The sequence below is a fragment of the Pseudomonas wayambapalatensis genome (assembly GCF_049942315.1).
GTDB classification, from domain to species: Bacteria; Pseudomonadota; Gammaproteobacteria; order Pseudomonadales; family Pseudomonadaceae; genus Aquipseudomonas; species Aquipseudomonas wayambapalatensis.
In genome coordinates this window covers 76,934-96,662 of sequence record NZ_JBNFMU010000232.1, presented here as the reverse complement: position 1 = coordinate 96,662, position 19,729 = coordinate 76,934, and the positions used below count along the sequence as shown (strand labels likewise).

The following is a 19,729-nucleotide window of genomic DNA, read 5'->3' as shown; positions in this document are numbered from 1 at the left end:
CATTTTGTTATGCTTATTTGGAACAGAAATAAACGTCCTGAAACAAATGGAGGACCGGGTTTCCCCGCGAAGCGCCGCGCGGGCGGCACTCGATCTCATAGGCACCAAAAAACTTTCGGCAAGCCCCTGTCAGCCCTCACACAATCGCACGCGAACACCTTGAAAGGGATGACCTTGAGTGCGCGCTATTCCCCTGAAAAAGCAGGATTGTCCGACAAGATGTAGTGACTAAAAATTTTCACTACAAACCCATTGACGCCCTTCCCCAGCCTTGTGCATGATGAGGCCGTCTCCCTGATCGGGAGCGGTGGCAAGGGTGTTCCAGACGGCCTGCGCGGTAACGCAGGCCGTCCGTGGAGAGGGAAACTGTCCAAAAGGCAGCGTGAGAAAGCCCCTGTTGCGATGCTGCTGTAGCAGCCTTGGTAGAGCGCTACACCGCTGTGGCGCCAACTGTGAAAATCACCAACGAATGGGTAATGGGGGCTTTATGATGAACTTGAACAACAATCCTACGATCGACCAATTGGCTCAGCTGTTCGCCGCACGCAAGGACAGCCTCGACGACCACCTGCTGTGGGTCAGCCAGACTGGCGAGGTCCGCCTCGACCGCCTGCCGGCCAACACCGTCGAAGACGAATCCGACCTGCATATGCCCGACAGCATGTGCGCCCGTTTCAAGGTCTACCGCCGTGGCCAGGGCTACGTCGGCAAGAAGGCCGCCGCCGACACTCAGTTCGTCGAACGCGTACTCATGACCCTGCAACAAGAATGGCCTGCCGCCCGTGAGCAGCAGACCGTCAAGGTGATCGACCCACTCAACTGAGTTGTACACCGCTACTTGAGCCCGGCCCGCAAGGCCGGGTTTTTTCATGCTCGGAGCAGGCCCCTGCGATGGGCATCAATGAGGCGTCAGGATGACTTCTTGGCGGGCACCCGTGGCGTGAAGCGCCCTTTCTTGCTGCGCTGCAAGTGGGCCGGCTGAAGCTGCTCGGATTCGTCCAGAGTCATGTTGGCAAAACCCAGGTGAAAGGCCGTCTGGCCGCAACGTACCTGGCTGTTGATCGGGAATGCGTCGTTCAGGTCTTCGATATAGGACTCGCTCATACCCTGTCTCCCCTCCAAAGGCGACCGCGTCGGCAAGCAGCCTGCTTGCCCAGAGAAACACGGCTCGTTGAACTGAGACTAGCCGGTCATTTGCAGACCACCCGGACGAAAGACCTTTGCCCGACCAGTGGCACCTCGCCGCTATTTAAGACGCACAGCCGTCCCGGTGGCGAACACCACGACCATCCCACCCTGCACGGACGGCATGCTGATTTCGAAGTCCACGCCCACCACTGCATCGGCCTGCAAGCGACGTGCCCGCTCCAGCAGTTCCTCGGTGGCCTGCTCGCGCGCCTGGCGCAATGCGCTTTCCAGGGTTTGCGAGCGACCGCCGAAGAAGTCGCGCCAGCGTGCGAAGAAATCGCGCACGAAGTTGACGCCCTGCACCGATTCGGCGCTGACCACGCCGAGGTACTCGCTGATCGGGCGACCTTCGAGCTGGCTGGTGGTGGAAATGATCATGGGCACGGCTCCGTGGTTCTGGAAAACCCCAGATGCTAACAGAGCCTCGCGTTCGACAGGTTACTGCGCGCTGGCAGCTCGCAGGCGTTGGCCCAGGCGGGGCCCGAAGACATTGATCAGCAGCCCCAGCATCACCAGCAGCGCCCCCCAACCCTGTGCGGCGCTCAGGCGCTCGTCGAGCAGCCAGGCCGAGGAGCTCAGGCCGATCACCGGCACCAGCAGCGAAAATGGCGCGACCTTGCCGGCCGGGTGACGCGAGAGCAATGTGCTCCACAGGCTGTAGCCGAGCATGGTGGCGACCAGCGCCAGGTAGAGCAACGCCAGCACCGAACTCATGCCGATGTTGGCCAGCGCATGACCGATGCGCTGCGGCCCCTCCAACCACCACGACAGCGCCAGGAACGGCAGCGGCGGGATCAACCCGCCCCAGATCACCAGGGCCACCAGGTCCACCGAGCCAAAGCGCCGGGTAATGATATTGCCCATGCCCCACATGGCGCCGGCGCACAGGGTCAACAGCAGCGCCACCAATGGCACATGACTGCTGTCTTCGCTGCCGATCACCGCAAGGCCGCCGGCCGCCACCAGCAACCCGAGCACACTGGCCGGGCGCAACCGCTCCCCCAGAAACAGCGCAGCGAAACCCAAGGTGAAGAACGCCTGCGATTGCAGTACCAACGAAGCCAGCCCCGGGGGCATGCCGCTGTACATGGCCTGGAACAGGAAGGCGAACTGCCCGAGGGAGATGGTCGCGCCATAGGCGATCAGCCAGCGCCAGGGCAGGTTCGGGCGCTTGATGAAGAGGATCGCCGGAAAGGCCACCAGCATGAAACGCAAGGCGCCGAGCAGCATGGGCGGAAGGCCGTCGAGCCCGACCTTGATGACCACGAAGTTGACGCCCCAGGCAATGATCACCACCAGGGCGATCAGCAGGTCCTTGACTGGCATTGCGGTGTTCCTTCTATCAGGCATTTCACGACATATTTCGTTACAGCATAAGGGTATTCCTTCGCCAGCGACCAGCACAGTTGCGGCCTAGGGTTGCGCAACAGTCAGCTGTTTATGCAAGTGGTGGATGGTTTTGCAGTGACCTTTTCGCTATCCCAAAAGTCGATGCCTGCGCATTGACCATCTTGTATATACATGATGATATAAGAGCAGAGTCATCCCTCTGGATGCCCTCCCCGCCCTACAACAACAAACAAGCGGAGCCCCACATGTCCAGCAAGCCCGTGATCGAGCGGCGCTCGATCGACTACATTCCCGAAGCTGAACGCCACGGACGCGTGTACAGCCAGTTCACCCTGTGGCTGGGAGCCAATCTGCAGATCACCGCCATCGTGACCGGCGCCCTCGCCGTCGTGCTTGGCGGTGATGTGTTCTGGTCGCTGATCGGCCTGCTGCTGGGCCAAGTGATTGGCGGAGCGGTCATGGCCTTGCACGCCGCCCAGGGGCCGCGACTGGGGCTGCCGCAGATGATCTCCAGCCGCGTGCAGTTCGGCGTCTATGGCGCGGCCATCCCGATGGTGCTGGTGTTCTTGATGTACCTGGGGTTCACTGCCACCGGCACAGTGCTGTCGGGCCAGGCTATCGGCCAGTTGCTCAGTGTCAGCGACAGTGCCGGTATCCTGATCTTCGCTGGCGTGATCGTACTGGCCACCCTCGCCGGCTACCGCGTGATCCACTGGATCGGCCGTGTCGCCAGCGTGCTGGGGATCATTGCGTTCGTCTATCTGTTCAGCCGTATCCTGATGCTCGCCGATATCGGCCAACTGCTCGACAACCGCCACTTCAGCTGGGCCTCGTTCCTGTTGGCGGTGTCGCTGGCCGCCTCGTGGCAGATCGCCTTCGGCCCCTACGTCGCCGATTATTCACGCTACCTGCCCAGCAACACGTCGCCGCTCAAGACCTTCCTCGCCGCCGGCCTGGGCTCGGTGATCGGCGCCCAGGCATCGATGATCCTCGGCGTGTTCGCCGCAGCGATTGCCGGCGGTCAGTTTTCGGGGCGTGAAGTGGCCTACATCGTCGGCCTGGGTGGCGCCGGCACCACCGCGGCGCTGCTGTACTTCGCCATCGCCTTCGGCAAGGTGACCATCTCAACCCTGAACAGCTACGGCAGCTTCATGTGCATCGCCACGATCATCAGCGGTTTTCGCGGCAGCCTGCAGATCAGTCGCTTGCAGCGCTTGTTGTTCGTGCTCGGCATCGTGGGTGCTGCGACGCTGGTGGCCCTGCTCGGTCAGCATTCGTTCCTGAGTGCGTTCAAGTCGTTCATCCTGTTCCTGCTGACTTTCTTCGTGCCCTGGAGCGCGGTCAACCTGGTGGACTACTACTTCATTACCCGCGAGCGTTACGACATCCCTGCCCTGGCCGATCCCGACGGGCGCTATGGCCGCTGGAACTGGCCCGGCATCATCGTCTACAGCATCGGCGTGCTGATCCAGATGCCCTTCATTGACACCAAGCTGTACACCGGGCCCATGGTTGCGCACCTGGGCGGTGTCGATGTGTCGTGGCTGATCGGGTTGGTGGTACCCAGCGTGCTGTATTACTGGGTTGCCCGGGGCAAGGCCAGGCAAGCGCCGGCGCAGTTGATCGAACCCCAGGCACATTGACCGACGACACCGGTCTTTTGCAGAAGCGGCCTTTCGCTACAAAAAGCCGCTTCTGCCGTCAGTCCCGATAATCCGGCGCCACTTTCTCCAGCAAGCGCAACAGCGCCCCCCAGGCCAGCCCCATGGCATCCGGGTCCGCCAGCTCACCGGGCTTGAGCGGCCTCGCCGGAGCATTGAACTGCTGCTCGGTATGCGCGCAGACCTCGGGCGATGGCAGCACCACCTTCCCGGCACTCTGCGCCGCCAACTGGATCTCGCAGGCCTTCTCCAGGTAGAACATGCGCAGAAACGCCTCGCCGGCCGTGCGCCCCACCGTCAGCAGCCCATGATTGCGCAGGATCATCACCGGCTTGTCCCCGAGGTCGGCGACCAGTCGCTGCTGCTCGTCCATGTCCAGGGCGACACCCTCATAGTCGTGGTAAGCGACCTTGCCGTAGAACTCCATGGAGATCTGGTTGACCGGCAGCAGCCCGCACTCGAGCGCCGCCACCGCGCACCCGGCACGGGTGTGGGTGTGCAACACACACTGGGCATCCTCGCGTGCGCCGTGGATGGCGCTGTGGATGACGAAGCCAGCCGGATTGACCGGGTACGGCGACGCCTCCACGGCACGCCCTTGCAGGTCGATTTTCACCAGGTTGGACGCGGTGATTTCCTCGAACAGCAGGCCATAGGGGTTGATCAGAAAATGATGCTCGGGGCCGGGCACGCGCACCGAGATGTGGGTGAAGATCAGGTCCGTCATGCGGAAATGCGCAATCAGCCGATAACAGGCGGCCAGTTCCTCACGCAGGGTACGTTCGCTGGGGTGCATGGTGTCATCCAGGGTTGTTCTTGTGGGGACGAGCTTATCCCAGTCCGAGGGGATGAGCCGAAGCTAGTCCCGCCAAAGTAAAAAAACAAGTTGATTTTTTACTGAAGGTACACTTCCATGAAAAAAACAAGAACGCACGCTGGAGCTCGTACGCATGTCGACTGCCTTCGCTCACCTGTTCGAACCCTTGCAGATCCGTGGCAAACGCCTGAAGAACCGCATCATGTCCAGTGGTCACGACACCTGCCTGCCCACCGACAACCTGGTCAACGACAAGCTCGTCGCCTATCAGCGCGCCCGCGCCGAGGGCGGCGCCGGCCTGATCGTGCTGCAGGTCGCCGGGGTTCACGACAGCGCGCGCTACACCTCGCATGTGCTGATGGCCACCGACGATGCCTGCATCGACGGTTACCGACGTATCGCCCAGGCCTGCCACGCACACGGCACCGTGGTGCTGTCGCAGCTGTTCCATCCCGGCCGGGAGATCATGGAATCGGCCGATGGCCTGCTGGCAGTGGCCTACTCGGCCTCGGCGGTGCCCAACGAGCGCTTTCGCGTGATGCCGCGCGCCCTGGAGCAGCCCATGATCGACGAAATCGTCCAGGGCTACGCCAGTGCAGCCCGGCGCCTGCACCAGGCCGGGCTGGACGGCGTCGAAGTGGTGGCCAGCCACGGTTACCTGCCCGCGCAGTTTCTCAATCCACGTGTCAACCGTCGTACCGATGGCTACAACGGCGACCTCGAAGCACGCCTGCGCTTTCTGCGCGCAGTGCTGGCAGCGGTGCGTGCAGCCACTGACGAACAGTTCATCGTCGGCCTGCGCATCAGTGCGGACGAGCGTGACAGCGAAGGCTTGAGCGAAGACGAATCACTGGCGGCCGCCATCGCGGTGCAGAATCAGGTCGATTACTTGCACATCGTCGCCGGCACCTCGGCGACCCTGAGTGGCGCGGTGCATATCGTCCCACCGATGGCCATCGAACCGGCCTACCTGGCCCGCGAAGCCGGTAGTTTCAAGGCGCGCCTGGACATCCCGCTGTTCGTCACTGGCCGTATCAACCAGCCGCAGGAAGCCGAACTGATTCTCGCCCGTGGCCAGGCCGATGTGTGCGGCATGACCCGTGCGCTGATCTGCGACCCGCAGATGCCGATCAAGACCGAACAAGGCCGTGTCGAAGACGTGCGCGCCTGCATCGCTTGCAACCAGGCCTGCATCGGCCACTTCCATCGGGGCCTGCCGATCTCCTGTATTCAGCACCCGGAAACCGGTCGTGAACTGCAGTACGGCACCGTCACACCTGCCCCCCGGCGCAAGCGTATCCTGGTGGCTGGCGGTGGTCCGGCAGGCATGAAGGCGGCCATCGTCGCCGCCGCCCGAGGCCATGAAGTGACGCTGTACGAAGCGGGCCCGCAGCTCGGCGGCCAGGTGCTGCTGGCGCAACTGCTGCCACGGCGCAGCGAGTTCGGCGGCGCCAGCACCAACTTGCAGCGCGAACTGGCACTGGCAGGGGTGCAGGTGGTACGCAATACCCGTGTAGACCGCGCGCTGGTCGAGCGCGAACGGCCAGACCTGGTGATCGCGGCCACCGGTGCCACCCCCTACTGGCCTGCATTTGAGCGCAGCGGCGAGCTGCAGGTGGTGGATGCCTGGCAGGTGCTGCGCAACGAGCACGCCCTGGGGCGCTCGGTGCTGGTGCTGGACTGGCGCTGCGACTGGATCGCCCCAGGCATCGCCGAACGCCTGGTGCGCGAAGGTCATCAGGTGCAACTGGCTGTCAATGGCACTCACTGCGGCGAGAGCCTGCCGCTCTACGTGCGTGACCAGATGGCCGGCGAACTGCACCGCCTGGGTATCCCCATCACCCCCTACGCCCGCCTCTATGGCACCGACGACAACACCGTGTACTTGCAGCACACCGCCAGTGGCGAACCCATGATCTTCGAACAGATCGACACCCTGGTGCTGTGCCTCGGTCACCAGCCTGTCGACACCCTGGCCCAGGAGCTGGCCGGGCTGGTCGAAGTACGGCGCATCGGCGATTGCCTGGCTCCACGAACCGCTGAAGAGGCAATCCATGACGGCCTGGCGGTTGCCTGGTCGCTCTGAGGCTGGTCATACTCCCGGTTTTTACCGATGGACCGACCCTCGATGAGCCAGCGCCCCCTCGTCCCGCAACTCGCCGAAGGCGGTGCCGCCGCGCCGCAGTTCCTCGGCACCCGCATCCGCGGCCTGCGCAAGCGCCGCGGCATGACCCTGGCGGAACTGGCCCGCCTCAGCGAGTTGACCGCTGGCTACATCAGCCAGCTGGAACGCAACCTGTCGTACCCCTCGATCCCGGCGCTGTTCAACATCGCCCGCAGCCTGGGGGTGACCATCCAGTGGTTCTTCGCCAGCGAAGCCAGCACCGCGCCCGAGGACCAGGGCTTCGTGGTGCGCAGGCAAAGCCGTCTGAGCGTGCATTACGAAGATGGCGTGGTCGACCAGTTGCTCACCCCGCAGCCCAACCGCCAGCTGGAGATGCTGCATTCGCGCTTCCCGCCGGGCGCCTACAGCCAGGAGAGCTACAGCCACGAAGGCGAGGAAGCCGGGTATGTGTTGTCAGGGCGTTTCGAACTGTGGGTGGGAGAGCGCCACTTCCTGCTCGATGAAGGCGACAGCTTCAGTTTTCCCAGCCAGGAGCCGCACCGCTATGGCAACCCTGGCGAGGTGGACACGGTGGTCATCTGGGTGATCACGCCGCCCACCTTCTGACCGCTGGCCTGCGCCTGACCGTCATTTTTCATTCACACCGCTGTCGTAATCTGCCGGACATATCTGTGCCTCAAGGATCCCGGCATGCCCCGCCCGCTCGCTCTTCTGCTCTGCCTGCTGCCCCTGCTGGCTCAGGCGGAGCCAGCCACACTGCGTATCCAGGGCTCCAACACCATCGGCGCGGCGCTGGGCCCTGCGCTGGTGCGTGGGCTGCTGCAAAGCCAAGGTGCGCAAGACATCCGCAGCGAGCGCGGGAAACAGCCCAACGAGACTGATATCCGTGCCCGCGACGCCCAGGGTCAGCCATTGCTGATCACGATCGCCGCCCATGGTTCCAGCACCGGCTTCAGTGCCCTGGACAGTGGCGAAGCCGACCTTGCCGCCGCCTCGCGCCCGATTTCCGACCAGGAAGTGCTGCGACTGCAGCGCCTGGGCGACCTGCGCAGCGCGGCCAGCGAGCAGGTGATCGGCCTGGACGGCGTTGCGGTCATGGTGCACCCCGACAACCGCCTGCAGCAGTTGAGTACCGCGCAACTGGCCCAGGTCTTCTCCGGCCAGATCCAACGCTGGGAACAACTCGGTGTAGCGGGCGGCCCCATTCACCTGTACGCCCGTGACGATCGCTCCGGCACCTTCGAAACCTTTCGCGCGCTGGTACTGCAACCACGGGCACTGGAGCTCTCGCCACGGGCCAAACGCTTCGAATCCGGCGATGCCTTGGCCGAACGGGTCAAGGCCGATCCCGCGGCCATCGGTTTCAGCAGCCTGACCACAGTGCATGGCGCCAAGCTGCTGGCCATCGCCGAAGGCGATGCACCGGCCCTGTTGCCAACCGCCGCTGGCGTGGCCAGCGAAGACTATCCGCTGTCGCGGCGGTTGTTCTTCTACCTGCCGGCCCAAGCGACCGACCAGGCCAGGGCGCTGGCTGAATTCACCCAGGGCCCTGCCGGGCAGGCCATTGTCGCCGCTCAGGGTTTCGTCTCGCAGCAGGTCAAGGCAGTGCCGGTCGCAGTGCAGGCCGAGATGCCCGCGCAATACCGTGCCCTGGCTGCGGAGGCCCGGCGGCTGAGCGTCAACTTCCGCTTCCAGGAGGGCAGCGCCAGCCTCGACAACAAGGCCCTGCGCGATGTGCAGCGGGTCAGCGACTACCTGCGCCAGGTCGGCAAGCTGCGTGACAAAGCGGTACTCGTGGGCTTTGGCGACCCCAAGGAAACGCCCGGCCGCGCCGCCCTGCTCTCGCGCCTGCGCGCCATGGCCGTGCGCCGTGAACTGGCGCGCAGCGGCGTGGAGATCCGGGATGTCACCGGCATGGGTGATGAACTGCCGGTAGCCGACAACGACCTGGAACAGGGGCGCCTGCGCAATCGCCGGGTGGAGGTGTGGGTCTACTGACCCGCCTGGCGCTTGCCCCAGGAGGCGCGATGCGCGTACCGTGCCGGGCATTCCCGTGCAGGAGAACCGTCGCGTGTCCCTCAAAGCCCTGCGTACCCTGGTCACCATCGCCCGCCACGGCACCTTCGCCCGCGCCGCCGACCTGCTGAGCCTGACCCCTTCGGCGGTAAGCCTGCACATCAAGACACTCGAAGACGAACTGCAAGTGCCGCTGTTCGACCGCAGCCGTCGCCAGGTGATACTCACCGAAGCCGGGCAACTGGCCGTAGCGCGCGCCGAAAGCATTCTCGCCGCCTACGACGAGCTGGCCGATACCCTGGCCAGCGGCCCGAGCCTGCGTGGACGCCTGCGTATCGGTGCGATCCATACCGTGCTCGCCCGGCGCCTGCCGAAGGCGCTGGTGTGGATCAAGGCGCACCATCCGCAACTGCACATCAGCGTGGTCTCGGGCATGTCCGCGGAACTTGCGCGGCGGATCGAGGACGGTGAGCTGGACGCCGCCATTACCACCGAACCGGTCAGCCCCTACCCGCAGAGCCTGCAGTTCAGCCCGCTGTTCTCCGACCGTTTCTGGGCCGTCGCCAGCCCCGACCTGGCCGGGCAAAGCCTGGCGCAACTGCTCGCCAACCAGCCGTTCCTGCGCTTCGACAAACGCGCCTGGGCCGGTCGGCAGATCGAACAGGAACTGCGTCGCCAGCATTTGCAGGTCAGCGAGCAGATGGAGCTGGACAGCCAGGAAGCCCTGGCACGCATGGCTGCAATGGGCCTCGGGGTGGCGATCATCCCGATGAGCGACGACGACCTGCAACGGCTGCCGCCCGCCACGGTGCTGCCTTTTGGCGAGCCGCAACTGAGCCGCCACGTGGTGTTGCTGGAACATGAAAAGAGCCAGCGCCGTCACCTGAGCGCGGTACTCAGGACCGCCCTGGGCAGTTGATCAGGCAACTGCTTACGACCATGCAGTTTTTCTCAACGGTGAATGCAGAAAACAACGTTTTTTTCTGCTGACTCACCTCGCTAACCTGTGCCGGTACCCGACCACGGAACCGCGACCATGCTGCCTCTGCTCCTCACCACCCTGGTGCCCATCATCCTGCTGATCGCCCTGGGCACTCTGTTGCGGGTGCGCGGTTTTCTCGCGGAGGGTTTCTGGCCCGGCGCCGAGCGCCTGAGCTACTACGTGCTGCTGCCCTCACTGTTCCTGCATGGCCTGGCCACCGCCAACCTGGATGGAGTACCGGTGTTGGGCATGGTTGGGGTGCTGATGCTCTCGACCCTCGCAGGCGCGCTGCTGCTGGTGCTCTACCAAGGCGCGGCAGCCCATGATGGTGCTGATTTCACCTCGGTGTTCCAGGGTGGCATACGCTTCAACAACTACATTGGCGCGACCCTGGCGGCGGGCATCTACGGCAGCGCCGGCATCGCCCTGGCGGCCGTGGCCAACGCGGCGATCGTGCCGCTGGTCAATCTGCTTTGCGTACTGGTATTCGCCCGTTTCAGTGCTCGCCACAGCTCGCCACTGACCGTGCTGCGGGCGATCTTCGCCAATCCGTTGATCGTAGGTTGCGCGGGTGGCCTGCTACTGCGGGTCACCGGGCTTGGCCTGCCGGCGGGGCTGGAGCCGACGATCAAGGCCCTTGGCCAGGCCGCCCTGCCCCTCGGCTTGCTGTGCGTCGGAGCGGCATTGGGCGGCGCGCGGATGGGCCAGCAGGTCAAGCCCCTGGTGGCCGCCTCGGCGTTCAAGTTCCTGGTCATGCCACTGACCACCTTCGGCCTGTGTCGCCTGCTCGGCCTCAGCGGCCAGGCCGCCGTGGTGGCCGTGCTGTTCCAGGCGCTGCCCACCGCATCGTCGTCCTACGTCATGGCCCGGCAGATGGGGGGCAACGCGCCGCTGATGGCGACCATCATCGCCTTGCAGACCGTCGCCGCAGCCGTCACCCTGCCATTGATGCTGAGCCTCACACTGAGTTGAAACCACTGGCTAGAATGTAATCAGCTCACTGACGCGGAAGCCCGATCATGCGCCACCCGTGGATGGTCATCAGCCTGTTCCTGGCCCTGCCCGCAGGCCCGTTGCATGCCGCCGACAGCGCCAAGGCCGCAGTCGCTGAAGACAAGGCCCAGGCGCTGGAACAGAAAGTGGTAAACGACTCCCCGCCACCCAAGGCGCCGGAGAAGATCACCCCCACCGAGGTGCAGGCCGTGGATCCGGCCGGGCAAGCGCCGCTGGACGACAGCATCACCTGCCTTGCCCGCACCCTCTACTGGGAGGCCAAGGGCGCTGACGAGCAAGACATGAGCGCAGTGGCCAGTGTAGTGCTCAACCGCCTGGGCAAGGACGGCTTCCCCGACACCATCTGCGGCGTGGTCAAGCAAGGCGTCGAGAGCAAGAGCTGCCAGTTCTCCTGGTGGTGTGACGGGCGCCCTGACCAGGTCGAGGAAAAGGAGCGCTACGAGGTCGCCAAGGAAATCGCGCGCAAGGCATTGAACCAGCAGCTGCAGGACAGCACCGCGGGGGCGCTGTACTTCCATGATCGCACTGTGCGGCCAGATTGGGCCAAGGCCTATCGGCGCACAGCGCAGACCACGCATTTCATCTTCTACAAGCCCAACCAGGCACTGGCGCGATAGCGAGGCGACGGGCCATCAGAAATCGATGGTCCCGGAGAACTTGACCAGCCGTGGGTCGCCCTGGGTCAGATAACCGCCGTTGGCCGAGGCCCAATAGTTCTTGTCGGTCAGGTTTTCCACGTTCATGCGCAAGGTGATGTCTTTTTCCTGCACCTTGAAGCGATAGCGCGCGCCCACGTCGAATCGGTTCCAGGTCGGCAGGCTGAGGGTGTTGGCCGGGTTGGCGTACTGCCCGCCGGTGCGCAGCATGCGGGCATTGAGCGCCACGCCGTCGAGCCCAGGCACATCCCAGTCGACGCTGGCATTGAGCTGGAAGGTCGGGACCCCCACCGCTTTGTTGCCATCGTTGGTGCCGTTCTGGGTGTTCTTCAGCTCCGTGTCCATGCGCGTGCCACCGGCCATCAGGCGCAGGCCCGGCACCGGCTCGCCAAATACGCTGAGCTCGATCCCCTTGTTGACCTGCTCGCCGTCCTGCACATAGAGGTTGCCCTGCACGTAGCCATCGGTGGGCCGCTCGATACGGAACACCGCCAGGTTGGCACCGTAGGTCTGGCGGTCGAACTTGATGCCCGCCTCGATCTGCTTGGTCTTGGCCGGTGGGAACACCTCACCGACGTTGACCACCTGGCCCGACGCCGTGGCGCCCTGGGCCAGGCCCTGGATGCTGTTGGCGTACAACGAGACCGACGGGTTGAGCTTGTAGACGATGCCATACACTGGTGTGGTGACCGCTTCGTCGTAGAACGCAGTGCGCCCGGCGTCCACACCCGTGCCGCGGTAGGCATAGCCTTCGACACGCAGTTGCTGGCGGCGTACGCCAGCGGTGAGGAGCAGCGTGTCGTCGAACAGCCCCACGGTATCGGACAGCGCCAGGCTGCGGTTGCGGGTCTTGCCGGTCACACCTGGGTCGTCGAGCATGCCGCCGACCAGCGTAGGCGTTGTCGGTTTGGGCAGTGGGCTGGTGTTGTAGATATTCGTGTTCTGCGAACTGTAGAAGACGTAGGCGTTTTCCTGCTGGGTCCAGATGCTCGCGGCACCGAGATTCAACTGGTGGCTCACCGGGCCCGTCTGGAAGCGGCCGTTGATCCCGGCCATCAGGCTGGTGTTGTCTTCGTTGTGCGGGATCTGCGAGCCGCCGATGGTCGCGGCGCCCGTGGCAGCGTTGGTGAGGACCGGCGTGCCATAGAAACCGTTCTCGCGGGTGTGCTTGACGCCCCCGCTGATGTAGCCGCTCCAGTTCTCGTTGAAATCGTAGTCGCCGCGCAGCATGCCGAAGGTATCCTCGGTCTCGGTCCACGACCAATCCTGGCCGTAGTTGTGATCGGCGCTCGGCGCACGCGGGATGCTGGTCACCGCCGAGCCCAGGCGCACCGAGTTGCGCAGGTGATTGACGCGCTGCTTCTGGTAACCGATGTCGGCCGACAGGCGCAGTTGGTCACCACGGTAGTCCAGGCCTGCGACGAACAGCTTGCTGCGTTGGTCCTGGTCGTCCACGGCGGTTTCGCCTTCACGCTGGGACAGGTTCAGGCGCGCGCCGAAACGGTTGTCTTCACCGAAACGCTGGCCGATGTCCAGGTGTTCGCCGATGCGCCCATCGCTGCTGATGTCCTGGGTATAACGGCGAGTCGGCGTGTCGCCGGCGCGCTTGGGCTGCAGGTTGACGTTGCCACCAAGGCCGGTGCCAGTGGGGCTGGCGCCGTTGAGGAACGCATTGGGGCCCTTGAACAGCTCGACCCGCTCTACCGCGTCGGTGGAGATCATCTGCCGTGGCAGCACGCCGTACAGGCCATTGAACGACACGTCGTCGCCGCTCAACGGCAGGCCGCGGATCACGAAGACCTGGGACTGGTTGCCAAAGCCGAACGACTGGCGCACCGAGGGGTCATTGAGCAGCACATCACCAATATCCTCGGCCTGTTGATCCTCGATCAACTGCGAGGTGTAGCTGGTCATGGTGAACGGCACGTCCATCATGTCCTGGTTGCCCAGCACGCCCATCTGCCCGCCACGGGCCAGCTGCCCACCTGCGAAGGCCTCCGGCAACTGGGTGCGAGGCGCCTTGACGGCATCGGCGTTGATCGCGGTGGCGTCGAGCTCCAGCGGCGCATCAGCGGCATGGGCGGCTACGCCAAGGGAACAGCAGAGGGCGAGCAGGGTCGGACGAAAAGGACAGGAACGTGCCATGAAAGGCTCCCGATAAAGTGAATGGAGCGCCTTCCTGGCATGCATGATTGCGATTGAGTCGTGTTTATAATGGATATTGCGAATTATTTCCAATCAATTGCACTTTTTCGCCCTTCGCCGGTCTACTGCCTCTTTTGCCGCAACAATCGGTTGTCGGTGGTTTACTGCAACGCACAGACGAGGCCAAAAGCCTGCAGCTTGTGTAGGATGGGCAGCGCCAACACGAGGTCGCTGCCAGTCATAGGGAGATTCTTGATGCGCGTCCTGTCATCTGTTGCCTGCCTTGGCGCCCTGTCACTCGGCCTGGTCATTTCCACCAGTGCCCTGGCGATCAGCGGCGACGAAGCGCAACTGATCGAGTCGATCAATGCCTACCGCAGCCAGGCCCAGCGCTGCGGCGACGCAGGTTCGCTGGAGTTGCCGCCGCTCAATAGCGACACCCGCCTGGCGCTGTCGCCGGAAGGCACCCGCGACCTGCAGCAGGCCATGACCCGTGCCGCCTACCCCATGGTCAATGTCCAGGCCATCAGCTTGTCCGGGCCACGGGATGCCAAGGCGGCGATGAGCGCCATCGAAGAAAGCTTCTGCCAGGTGGTGCTCGACCCGCAGTTCGTGGATATCGGTGTCAGCCAGGAAGGCCGCGACTGGCGCATCGTGCTGGCACGCCCGCTGCTCAGCGGGCGCCTCGGCGACTGGCAAGCCGAAGGCCAGAAACTGCTGCAGGAGGTCAACGCCGCGCGCAAGATACCGCGCCAATGCGGTGGGCAGCCTTTCGCAGCAGCAGCGGCCCTGAGCTGGAATACCACGCTGGCCGGTGTCGCCGCCAACCACACGCGGGCGATGGCCAACCAGAACTTCTTCGACCACATCGACCGCGACGGCCGCACGCCGGGTGATCGGGCCGAGCTTGCCGGCTATCTGTATCAGCAGATCGGCGAAAACATCGCTGCCGGCCGCGATACGCCACGCAAGGTGGTCGATGGCTGGCTGGCCAGCCCTGGCCACTGCGCAACGCTGATGAACCCGGATTACCGCGAATTGGGCGCAGCTTATGCCGTAGATCCCAAGAGCGATGCGGGGATCTACTGGACGGCATTGTTCGGGTCGCCGCAGTGAGACGGATGCATGGGGCCGCTGCGCGCCCCATCGCGGGTCAAGTCGGAGCGCCGCCCCCCCGCTCCTGCAGATAGGATCAAGGGTGCCTCGCCCCGCCATCAGACTGGTCAAATGGCGCGCAGCGTCTTTACTTAACGCTACGACCCTCAGGAACGGTGCAGCCTATGAAGATCGTAGTCACCAGCATCCTCGTCGACGACCAGGCCAAGGCTCTGGCTTTCTATCATCACGTTCTGGGCTTCCAGCCCAAACACGACATCCCGATGGGCCAGTACCGCTGGCTCACCCTCACCTCCCCCAACGACCCCAATGGTGTCGAGCTGCTGCTCGAGCCCGATGCCCATCCGGCTGCCAAAACCTACAAGGCCGCGCTCAAGGCCGACGGCATCCCGGCCACTTCCTTCGCCGTGCGTGACATCCAGGCCGAGTACACGCGCCTGTGCGCCGGCGGCGTGCAGTTCACCCAGCCGCCTACGCCCATGGGGCCTGTCACCGTGGCGGTGTTCGACGATACCTGTGGCAACCTGATCCAGATCGCCCAACGCCATTGATCACAGCGGACTGCCGGCAGAGGCGACAGCCCTCACGGCATCCGCTACATTCTGTTTACCCGCCAGCGCACATAGAACAAGGAAAATCCGATGCGCTACGAATTCAGCGAAGTCCTGAACGACCTGGTCGACTATTTCCTCGTCGGCGACATACAGCGCCTGGCGCGTTTCAAGGATGACAACGCGCTACCCGACGACCTTGCCCACGAATTCACCCACCCCCGCACCGACACCGACAGCGGCGACCGCGCCGTGCTCGAAGGCGTGGTACTGCCCCTGGCAGGCATCGATAACCTGCCCTACCGCATCATCTTCAGCCTCGACGAACGAACCCCGGCCCTGCTCGAAGCCGGCAGTCGCGTGGCACACCGCCGCGCAGGCTACGTGCTGCACGTGGAGAACCGCGCGCTGATGCTGTTCACCTGGCGCATGCTGCAGCACTTCACCAACAAGACCCTTGGCGACTTCATGGCCCGCTACCAGGTGCCGGGCCGACCGATGATCGAACTCGACAACGGCTGGTACCAGGTCGAGGTCCTTGCCGGCGCAGTAGTACGTGACGGGCTGTACGAGCCGGCGTTCGAGTTCCTGCTCAGTCGCACCCACTGCCACCGGCCAGCCCCCGATATCGACATTGGCTATCGCTTTTCGCTGGGCGGCGAAGTGCCCTCCGTCATCCCGCACTGATCCACCGCTCACCACGCCCCACCCTCGGCGAGCCCCTGCAGGCGCCGGTAGTCGCGCAGCACGTTGGGCACATAGCGCCGGGTTTCGGCAAAGGGCGGCACCACGCGACCACGGCTGATCACCGCGTCAGGCCCGGCGTTGTAGGCTGCCACGGCCAGGGTGATGTCGTTGTCGAACAACCTGAGCATGCGCTTCAGGTAACGCGCCCCGCCCTGCACATTGTCTTTGGGGTCGAGGACGTCCTTGACCCCCATCTCCCGGGCGGTATCGGGCATCAACTGCATCAATCCGGCAGCCCCCTTGGCCGAGCGGGCCTTGGGGTTGTAGCCGGACTCGGCCTTGATCACGGCATGCAGCAACGCCTGGGGCACTTCATGCAGGCGGGCCGCATCCGCTACCAGGTCAGCGTAGGGGCGCCCAGTCAACAGTTGCGCCTCCAGAGGGCCGGCCTGGGGGCGGGTCTCGCTGATGACCCGCTCATACTGGCGCCCCGGTCGATGCACGTTGGACAGCACGTAGGTGCCACCCGCGCCGATGGAGATGTACACGTCAGCCTGGGCCGCACCTGCCAGCAGCCCGATCAAGCCAAGGATGAGTCCACGCATGTCGCTCGTCTCCCCGCCGTGCCCCCCGATGTGGGGGAAATGCCCCGAAAAACCTGGGCCCTGCAGCTCTCACGCAAGCAGCGTGCCGCTTGCCTGAGCCGCATGCCACAAGGCCGCAAGGCAGACGTGCACGGCTGTTGCATGGGGGCCTGTACACGCATCGGAGGGCATCGCCATGCAGCGCCGCATTCGCACACAACGTGGTTTCACCCTGCTCGAACTTCTGGTGGTGCTGGTGGTGCTCGGCCTGCTGGCCGGCATCGTCGCGCCCAAGTACTTCAGCCAGCTCGGCCGCTCCGAAGCCAAGGTTGCCCGGGCGCAGATCGAAGGGCTGGGTAAGGCACTGGACCTGTACCGCCTCGAGGTGGGCCACTACCCCAGCAGCGAGCAGGGTTTGCAGGCGCTGGTCACCGCCCCCGGTGGCGAGGCGCGCTGGTCCGGCCCTTATCTGCAGAAGGCCGTGCCCCAGGACCCTTGGGGCCGCCCTTACATCTATCGTCAGCCGGGTGAGAACGGTGGCGAGTACGATCTGCTGTCGATGGGCAAGGACGGCCAGCCCGGTGGTGACGGCGAAAACGCCGAAGTCACCAGTTGGCAGTGAGGGCATTCGCCATGCGCTACAGCCTCAAGGCCCTCGGCAGGCAGGGTATCGTGCAAATGCAGGTCGAAGCTGAGGATGCCGAGCATGCCCGGCGCCAGGTTCAGGACCAGGGGCTGCGGGTAGTGAGCCTGCAACGCCAGGGGTTGTCCTGGTCGCATGGCAACTGGCGGCGCGCCCAGCCCTTCGACCTGGTGCTGTTCAGCCAGGAGCTGGGGACTCTGCTCGACGCCGGCCTGCCCCTGATCGATGCCCTGGAAAGCCTGGCGCAAAAGGCGCCGAACGCCCCGGCGCGCAAGGTGCTTGGCCAACTGGTGAGCCAGCTGTACGAAGGCCGTTCGCTGTCCCAGGCGCTGGCCCAGCAGCCCCGGATCTTCCCCGGGCTCTATGTGGCGCTGGTGCAATCCAGCGAGCGCACCGGAGCCCTGGGTGATGCCCTCGGCCGCTATATCAGTTATCGCCAGCGCCTGGACCTGGTGCGCCAGAAGCTTGTGGGCGCGTCGGTCTATCCCTTGTTGCTGTTGTTGGTCGGCGGGGGGGTCGTATTGTTTCTGCTCGGCTATGTGGTGCCGCGCTTCAGCCTGGTGTTCGAGGGCATGGGCAGCGAACTTCCGTGGCTGTCGCGGGTGCTGATGAAGGTCGGCCTGTTTCTGCATGCCCAGCAACTGCCCTTGGGGCTCGGCACACTGACAGGCATCCTCACCCTGGTGCTGCTGCGCCGCCACCCGCGTGTGCGCCGCGTTGCCAACCGCCAACTGCAGCGCCTGCCGGCCTTGCACCAGCGCTTGCTGATGTACGAGCTGGCGAGGTTCTATCGTTCGCTGGGGATCCTGCTGCAGGGTGGGATTCCGATCCTGACCGCAATGGGGATGGCGCGCGGACTGCTCGGCAGCGTTGCAGGCGAAGGGCTGGAGCGTGCGGCGCGGCAGGTGGGCGAAGGGCTAGCCTTGTCGGCGGCGCTGGAGGCTGGCGGGCTGGTCACGCCGGTGTCGCTGCGTCTGCTGCGGGCGGGGGAGCAATCAGGGAACCTGGGGCAGATGCTCGAACGTTGCGCCGATTTCCATGACCAGGAGATCGGTCGTTGGGTCGAGTGGTTCGTGCGCTTGTTCGAACCACTGCTGATGACCTTCATCGGGCTGCTGATCGGGCTGATCGTGATCCTGATGTACATGCCGATCTTCGAGTTGGCCTCGAGCATTCATTGAGCGGGGCACAACGCCGATATCAATAGTCGAAGCGCTCCACCGCCCGCCGCCGCTCGTTGTCGTCACGTCGGTCGTACCCTGCGGTGGTCTGGATGTTCACATGGTGGGCAAGCTTCTGGGCAATCGACAGGTCGTGCTCCTCGATCACCCGGGTAATGAACGCCCTGCGAAAATCGTGCGGCATGATCTTCGCCCCCACCTGCGCGCCACGCTGGCGGGCGATGTAGTAGATCGCATGCTTGGTGATGCGCGCACGGGTGATATGGCTGCCCCGGCGAATCCGGTTGAAGAGGAAGGGATCGTCCGCCGCGCCCTCCGGCAACTGCGCGCGGCGCAGATCGAGCCAGGCCTGCAGCTTGTCGAAGGCCCAGGCCGGGGCGTACTTGACCAGTTGCCGATTGCCCTTGCCCAGCACCTGCAGGCTGTGTTCGTGGAAGTCGACATCGCACAAGTCGATGTCCACCGACTCGGACTTGCGCATCCCGGTGCCGTACAGCAAGGCGATGATCGCCGCATCGCGCACACCTTGCGGCCGCGGATCGGCAGCGCAGACTTCCATCAGCTCACGGATCAGGCTGCGTCGCAGGTTGCGCCCGGGTGGCAGGCGCGTGCCGCTCGCAGGCTTGACCTCGCGAATCCTGAGTAGATGCTCGTGGTCGATCAGCCCCTGGCGCCAGGCCTCATTCATCACCCCGCGCACCGCGTTGACGTACAGCGAAGAGGTATTGGGTGCAAAACCATCGGCACGCAAGGCTGCCACCAGGGCAATGACGTGGCCAGGTTCGATCAGGTGCCAGGGCACCGCGGCGATGTCGCAATCGGCGAACCCCAGCCGGTCGGCGGCATCCTGGAGGATATAGCGCATGGTCAACTGGCTGGAGGGCGCCAGGCGTGCCAGGTACTGCAGCAAGGGATTGTGCAGGGAATCGGTCAAAACGTGGATCCTGTAGCGTGAAACGAGTCATCACCTTGATACACAAGGCTTTTATCGATGGCGAACGCGGATGGTACCT

Annotated in this window: 20 protein-coding genes and 1 pseudogene; 14 read left to right on the top strand and 7 right to left on the bottom strand. The window is 64.4% G+C overall.

Translation table 11 applies throughout. The features are described 5' to 3' along the window. Together ACPZMI_RS23015 and ACPZMI_RS23010 are read left to right on the top strand one after the other, a co-directional pair. Positions 1-225, top strand: a pseudogene (locus tag ACPZMI_RS23015) (hypothetical protein); the annotation flags it as partial. A gap of 262 nt (positions 226-487) precedes the next feature. Next, positions 488-823 (top strand): hypothetical protein, encoded by a 336-nt coding sequence (locus ACPZMI_RS23010; protein ID WP_186664356.1) that lies wholly within the window; start codon positions 488-490, stop codon positions 821-823. 86 nt (positions 824-909) lie between these two features. Here the strand turns inward: ACPZMI_RS23010 and ACPZMI_RS23005 are convergent, their stop codons facing one another. The 3 genes from ACPZMI_RS23005 to ACPZMI_RS22995 form a co-directional block, all read right to left on the bottom strand. Beyond that, positions 910-1,104, bottom strand: a complete 195-nt coding sequence (locus ACPZMI_RS23005; protein ID WP_186664354.1) for a hypothetical protein — start codon at positions 1,102-1,104, stop codon at positions 910-912. A gap of 141 nt (positions 1,105-1,245) precedes the next feature. Next, positions 1,246-1,566 carry a YbjQ family protein gene (locus tag ACPZMI_RS23000; protein WP_186708985.1) on the bottom strand — a complete coding sequence of 107 codons (321 nt, stop codon included), beginning with the start codon at positions 1,564-1,566 and terminating at the stop codon, positions 1,246-1,248. Positions 1,567-1,626: 60 nt separating this feature from the next. Beyond that, the gene (locus ACPZMI_RS22995; RefSeq protein ID WP_411382590.1) at positions 1,627-2,514 is read right to left on the bottom strand and encodes an EamA family transporter; all 888 of its coding nucleotides are present in this window, start codon (positions 2,512-2,514) and stop codon (positions 1,627-1,629) included. Between the two features lie 269 nt (positions 2,515-2,783). Between ACPZMI_RS22995 and ACPZMI_RS22990 the strand changes: the two genes are divergently transcribed. Further along, positions 2,784-4,181: a purine-cytosine permease family protein gene (locus ACPZMI_RS22990; protein WP_426353144.1), complete on the top strand. Its 1,398-nt coding sequence runs from the start codon at positions 2,784-2,786 to the stop codon at positions 4,179-4,181. Between the two features lie 58 nt (positions 4,182-4,239). On the opposite strand, the gene ACPZMI_RS22985 is transcribed toward ACPZMI_RS22990, so the two are convergent. After that, entirely contained in the window at positions 4,240-5,007 is a 768-nt protein-coding gene (locus tag ACPZMI_RS22985) for a class II aldolase/adducin family protein (RefSeq protein ID WP_272979759.1), read from the bottom strand. A gap of 142 nt (positions 5,008-5,149) precedes the next feature. Between ACPZMI_RS22985 and ACPZMI_RS22980 the strand changes: the two genes are divergently transcribed. The 6 genes from ACPZMI_RS22980 to ACPZMI_RS22955 all read left to right on the top strand — a co-directional run bounded on the left by ACPZMI_RS22980 (position 5,150) and on the right by ACPZMI_RS22955 (position 11,770). Beyond that, entirely contained in the window at positions 5,150-7,102 is a 1,953-nt protein-coding gene (locus ACPZMI_RS22980; protein WP_426353143.1) for an oxidoreductase, read from the top strand. A 42-nt stretch (positions 7,103-7,144) separates the two neighbouring features. Beyond that, positions 7,145-7,747, top strand: coding sequence for a cupin domain-containing protein (locus tag ACPZMI_RS22975; RefSeq protein WP_186664345.1), 603 nt, complete (start codon positions 7,145-7,147; stop codon positions 7,745-7,747). 84 nt (positions 7,748-7,831) lie between these two features. Further along, positions 7,832-9,139: a substrate-binding domain-containing protein gene (locus tag ACPZMI_RS22970; RefSeq protein ID WP_426353142.1), complete on the top strand. Its 1,308-nt coding sequence runs from the start codon at positions 7,832-7,834 to the stop codon at positions 9,137-9,139. Positions 9,140-9,212: 73 nt separating this feature from the next. Beyond that, positions 9,213-10,076 (top strand): LysR family transcriptional regulator, encoded by an 864-nt coding sequence (locus ACPZMI_RS22965; protein ID WP_186664341.1) that lies wholly within the window; start codon positions 9,213-9,215, stop codon positions 10,074-10,076. A gap of 117 nt (positions 10,077-10,193) precedes the next feature. Then, positions 10,194-11,111 carry an AEC family transporter gene (locus ACPZMI_RS22960; protein ID WP_426353141.1) on the top strand — a complete coding sequence of 306 codons (918 nt, stop codon included), beginning with the start codon at positions 10,194-10,196 and terminating at the stop codon, positions 11,109-11,111. Positions 11,112-11,158: 47 nt separating this feature from the next. Beyond that, a complete protein-coding gene (locus ACPZMI_RS22955) occupies positions 11,159-11,770 on the top strand; it encodes a cell wall hydrolase (protein ID WP_186708955.1) in 612 nt (203 codons plus the stop codon). 15 nt (positions 11,771-11,785) lie between these two features. Here the strand turns inward: ACPZMI_RS22955 and ACPZMI_RS22950 are convergent, their stop codons facing one another. Continuing rightward, positions 11,786-13,954 (bottom strand): TonB-dependent receptor, encoded by a 2,169-nt coding sequence (locus tag ACPZMI_RS22950; RefSeq protein WP_186664335.1) that lies wholly within the window; start codon positions 13,952-13,954, stop codon positions 11,786-11,788. Between the two features lie 255 nt (positions 13,955-14,209). Between ACPZMI_RS22950 and ACPZMI_RS22945 the strand changes: the two genes are divergently transcribed. From ACPZMI_RS22945 to ACPZMI_RS22935, 3 genes are all read left to right on the top strand, one after another. Then, a complete protein-coding gene (locus tag ACPZMI_RS22945) occupies positions 14,210-15,070 on the top strand; it encodes a CAP domain-containing protein (protein ID WP_186664333.1) in 861 nt (286 codons plus the stop codon). Positions 15,071-15,234: 164 nt separating this feature from the next. Then, on the top strand, positions 15,235-15,621 hold the full coding sequence (locus ACPZMI_RS22940; protein ID WP_426353140.1) for a VOC family protein: 387 nt from the start codon (positions 15,235-15,237) through the stop codon (positions 15,619-15,621). 90 nt (positions 15,622-15,711) lie between these two features. Next, positions 15,712-16,308, top strand: a complete 597-nt coding sequence (locus tag ACPZMI_RS22935) for a hypothetical protein (protein ID WP_186722194.1) — start codon at positions 15,712-15,714, stop codon at positions 16,306-16,308. A gap of 8 nt (positions 16,309-16,316) precedes the next feature. Here the strand turns inward: ACPZMI_RS22935 and ACPZMI_RS22930 are convergent, their stop codons facing one another. Then, positions 16,317-16,913: a lytic transglycosylase domain-containing protein gene (locus ACPZMI_RS22930; RefSeq protein ID WP_186664327.1), complete on the bottom strand. Its 597-nt coding sequence runs from the start codon at positions 16,911-16,913 to the stop codon at positions 16,317-16,319. 175 nt (positions 16,914-17,088) lie between these two features. Between ACPZMI_RS22930 and gspG the strand changes: the two genes are divergently transcribed. Both gspG and ACPZMI_RS22920 read left to right on the top strand, forming a co-directional pair. Beyond that, the gene (gene gspG / locus ACPZMI_RS22925; protein ID WP_186664325.1) at positions 17,089-17,514 is read left to right on the top strand and encodes a type II secretion system major pseudopilin GspG; all 426 of its coding nucleotides are present in this window, start codon (positions 17,089-17,091) and stop codon (positions 17,512-17,514) included. 11 nt (positions 17,515-17,525) lie between these two features. Beyond that, complete coding sequence (locus ACPZMI_RS22920; RefSeq protein ID WP_186708943.1) at positions 17,526-18,716, top strand: type II secretion system F family protein; 1,191 nt, start codon at positions 17,526-17,528, stop codon at positions 18,714-18,716. A 19-nt stretch (positions 18,717-18,735) separates the two neighbouring features. Here the strand turns inward: ACPZMI_RS22920 and ACPZMI_RS22915 are convergent, their stop codons facing one another. Continuing rightward, positions 18,736-19,650, bottom strand: coding sequence for a site-specific integrase (locus ACPZMI_RS22915; protein WP_186708941.1), 915 nt, complete (start codon positions 19,648-19,650; stop codon positions 18,736-18,738). Between the last annotated feature and the right edge of the window lie 79 nt (positions 19,651-19,729).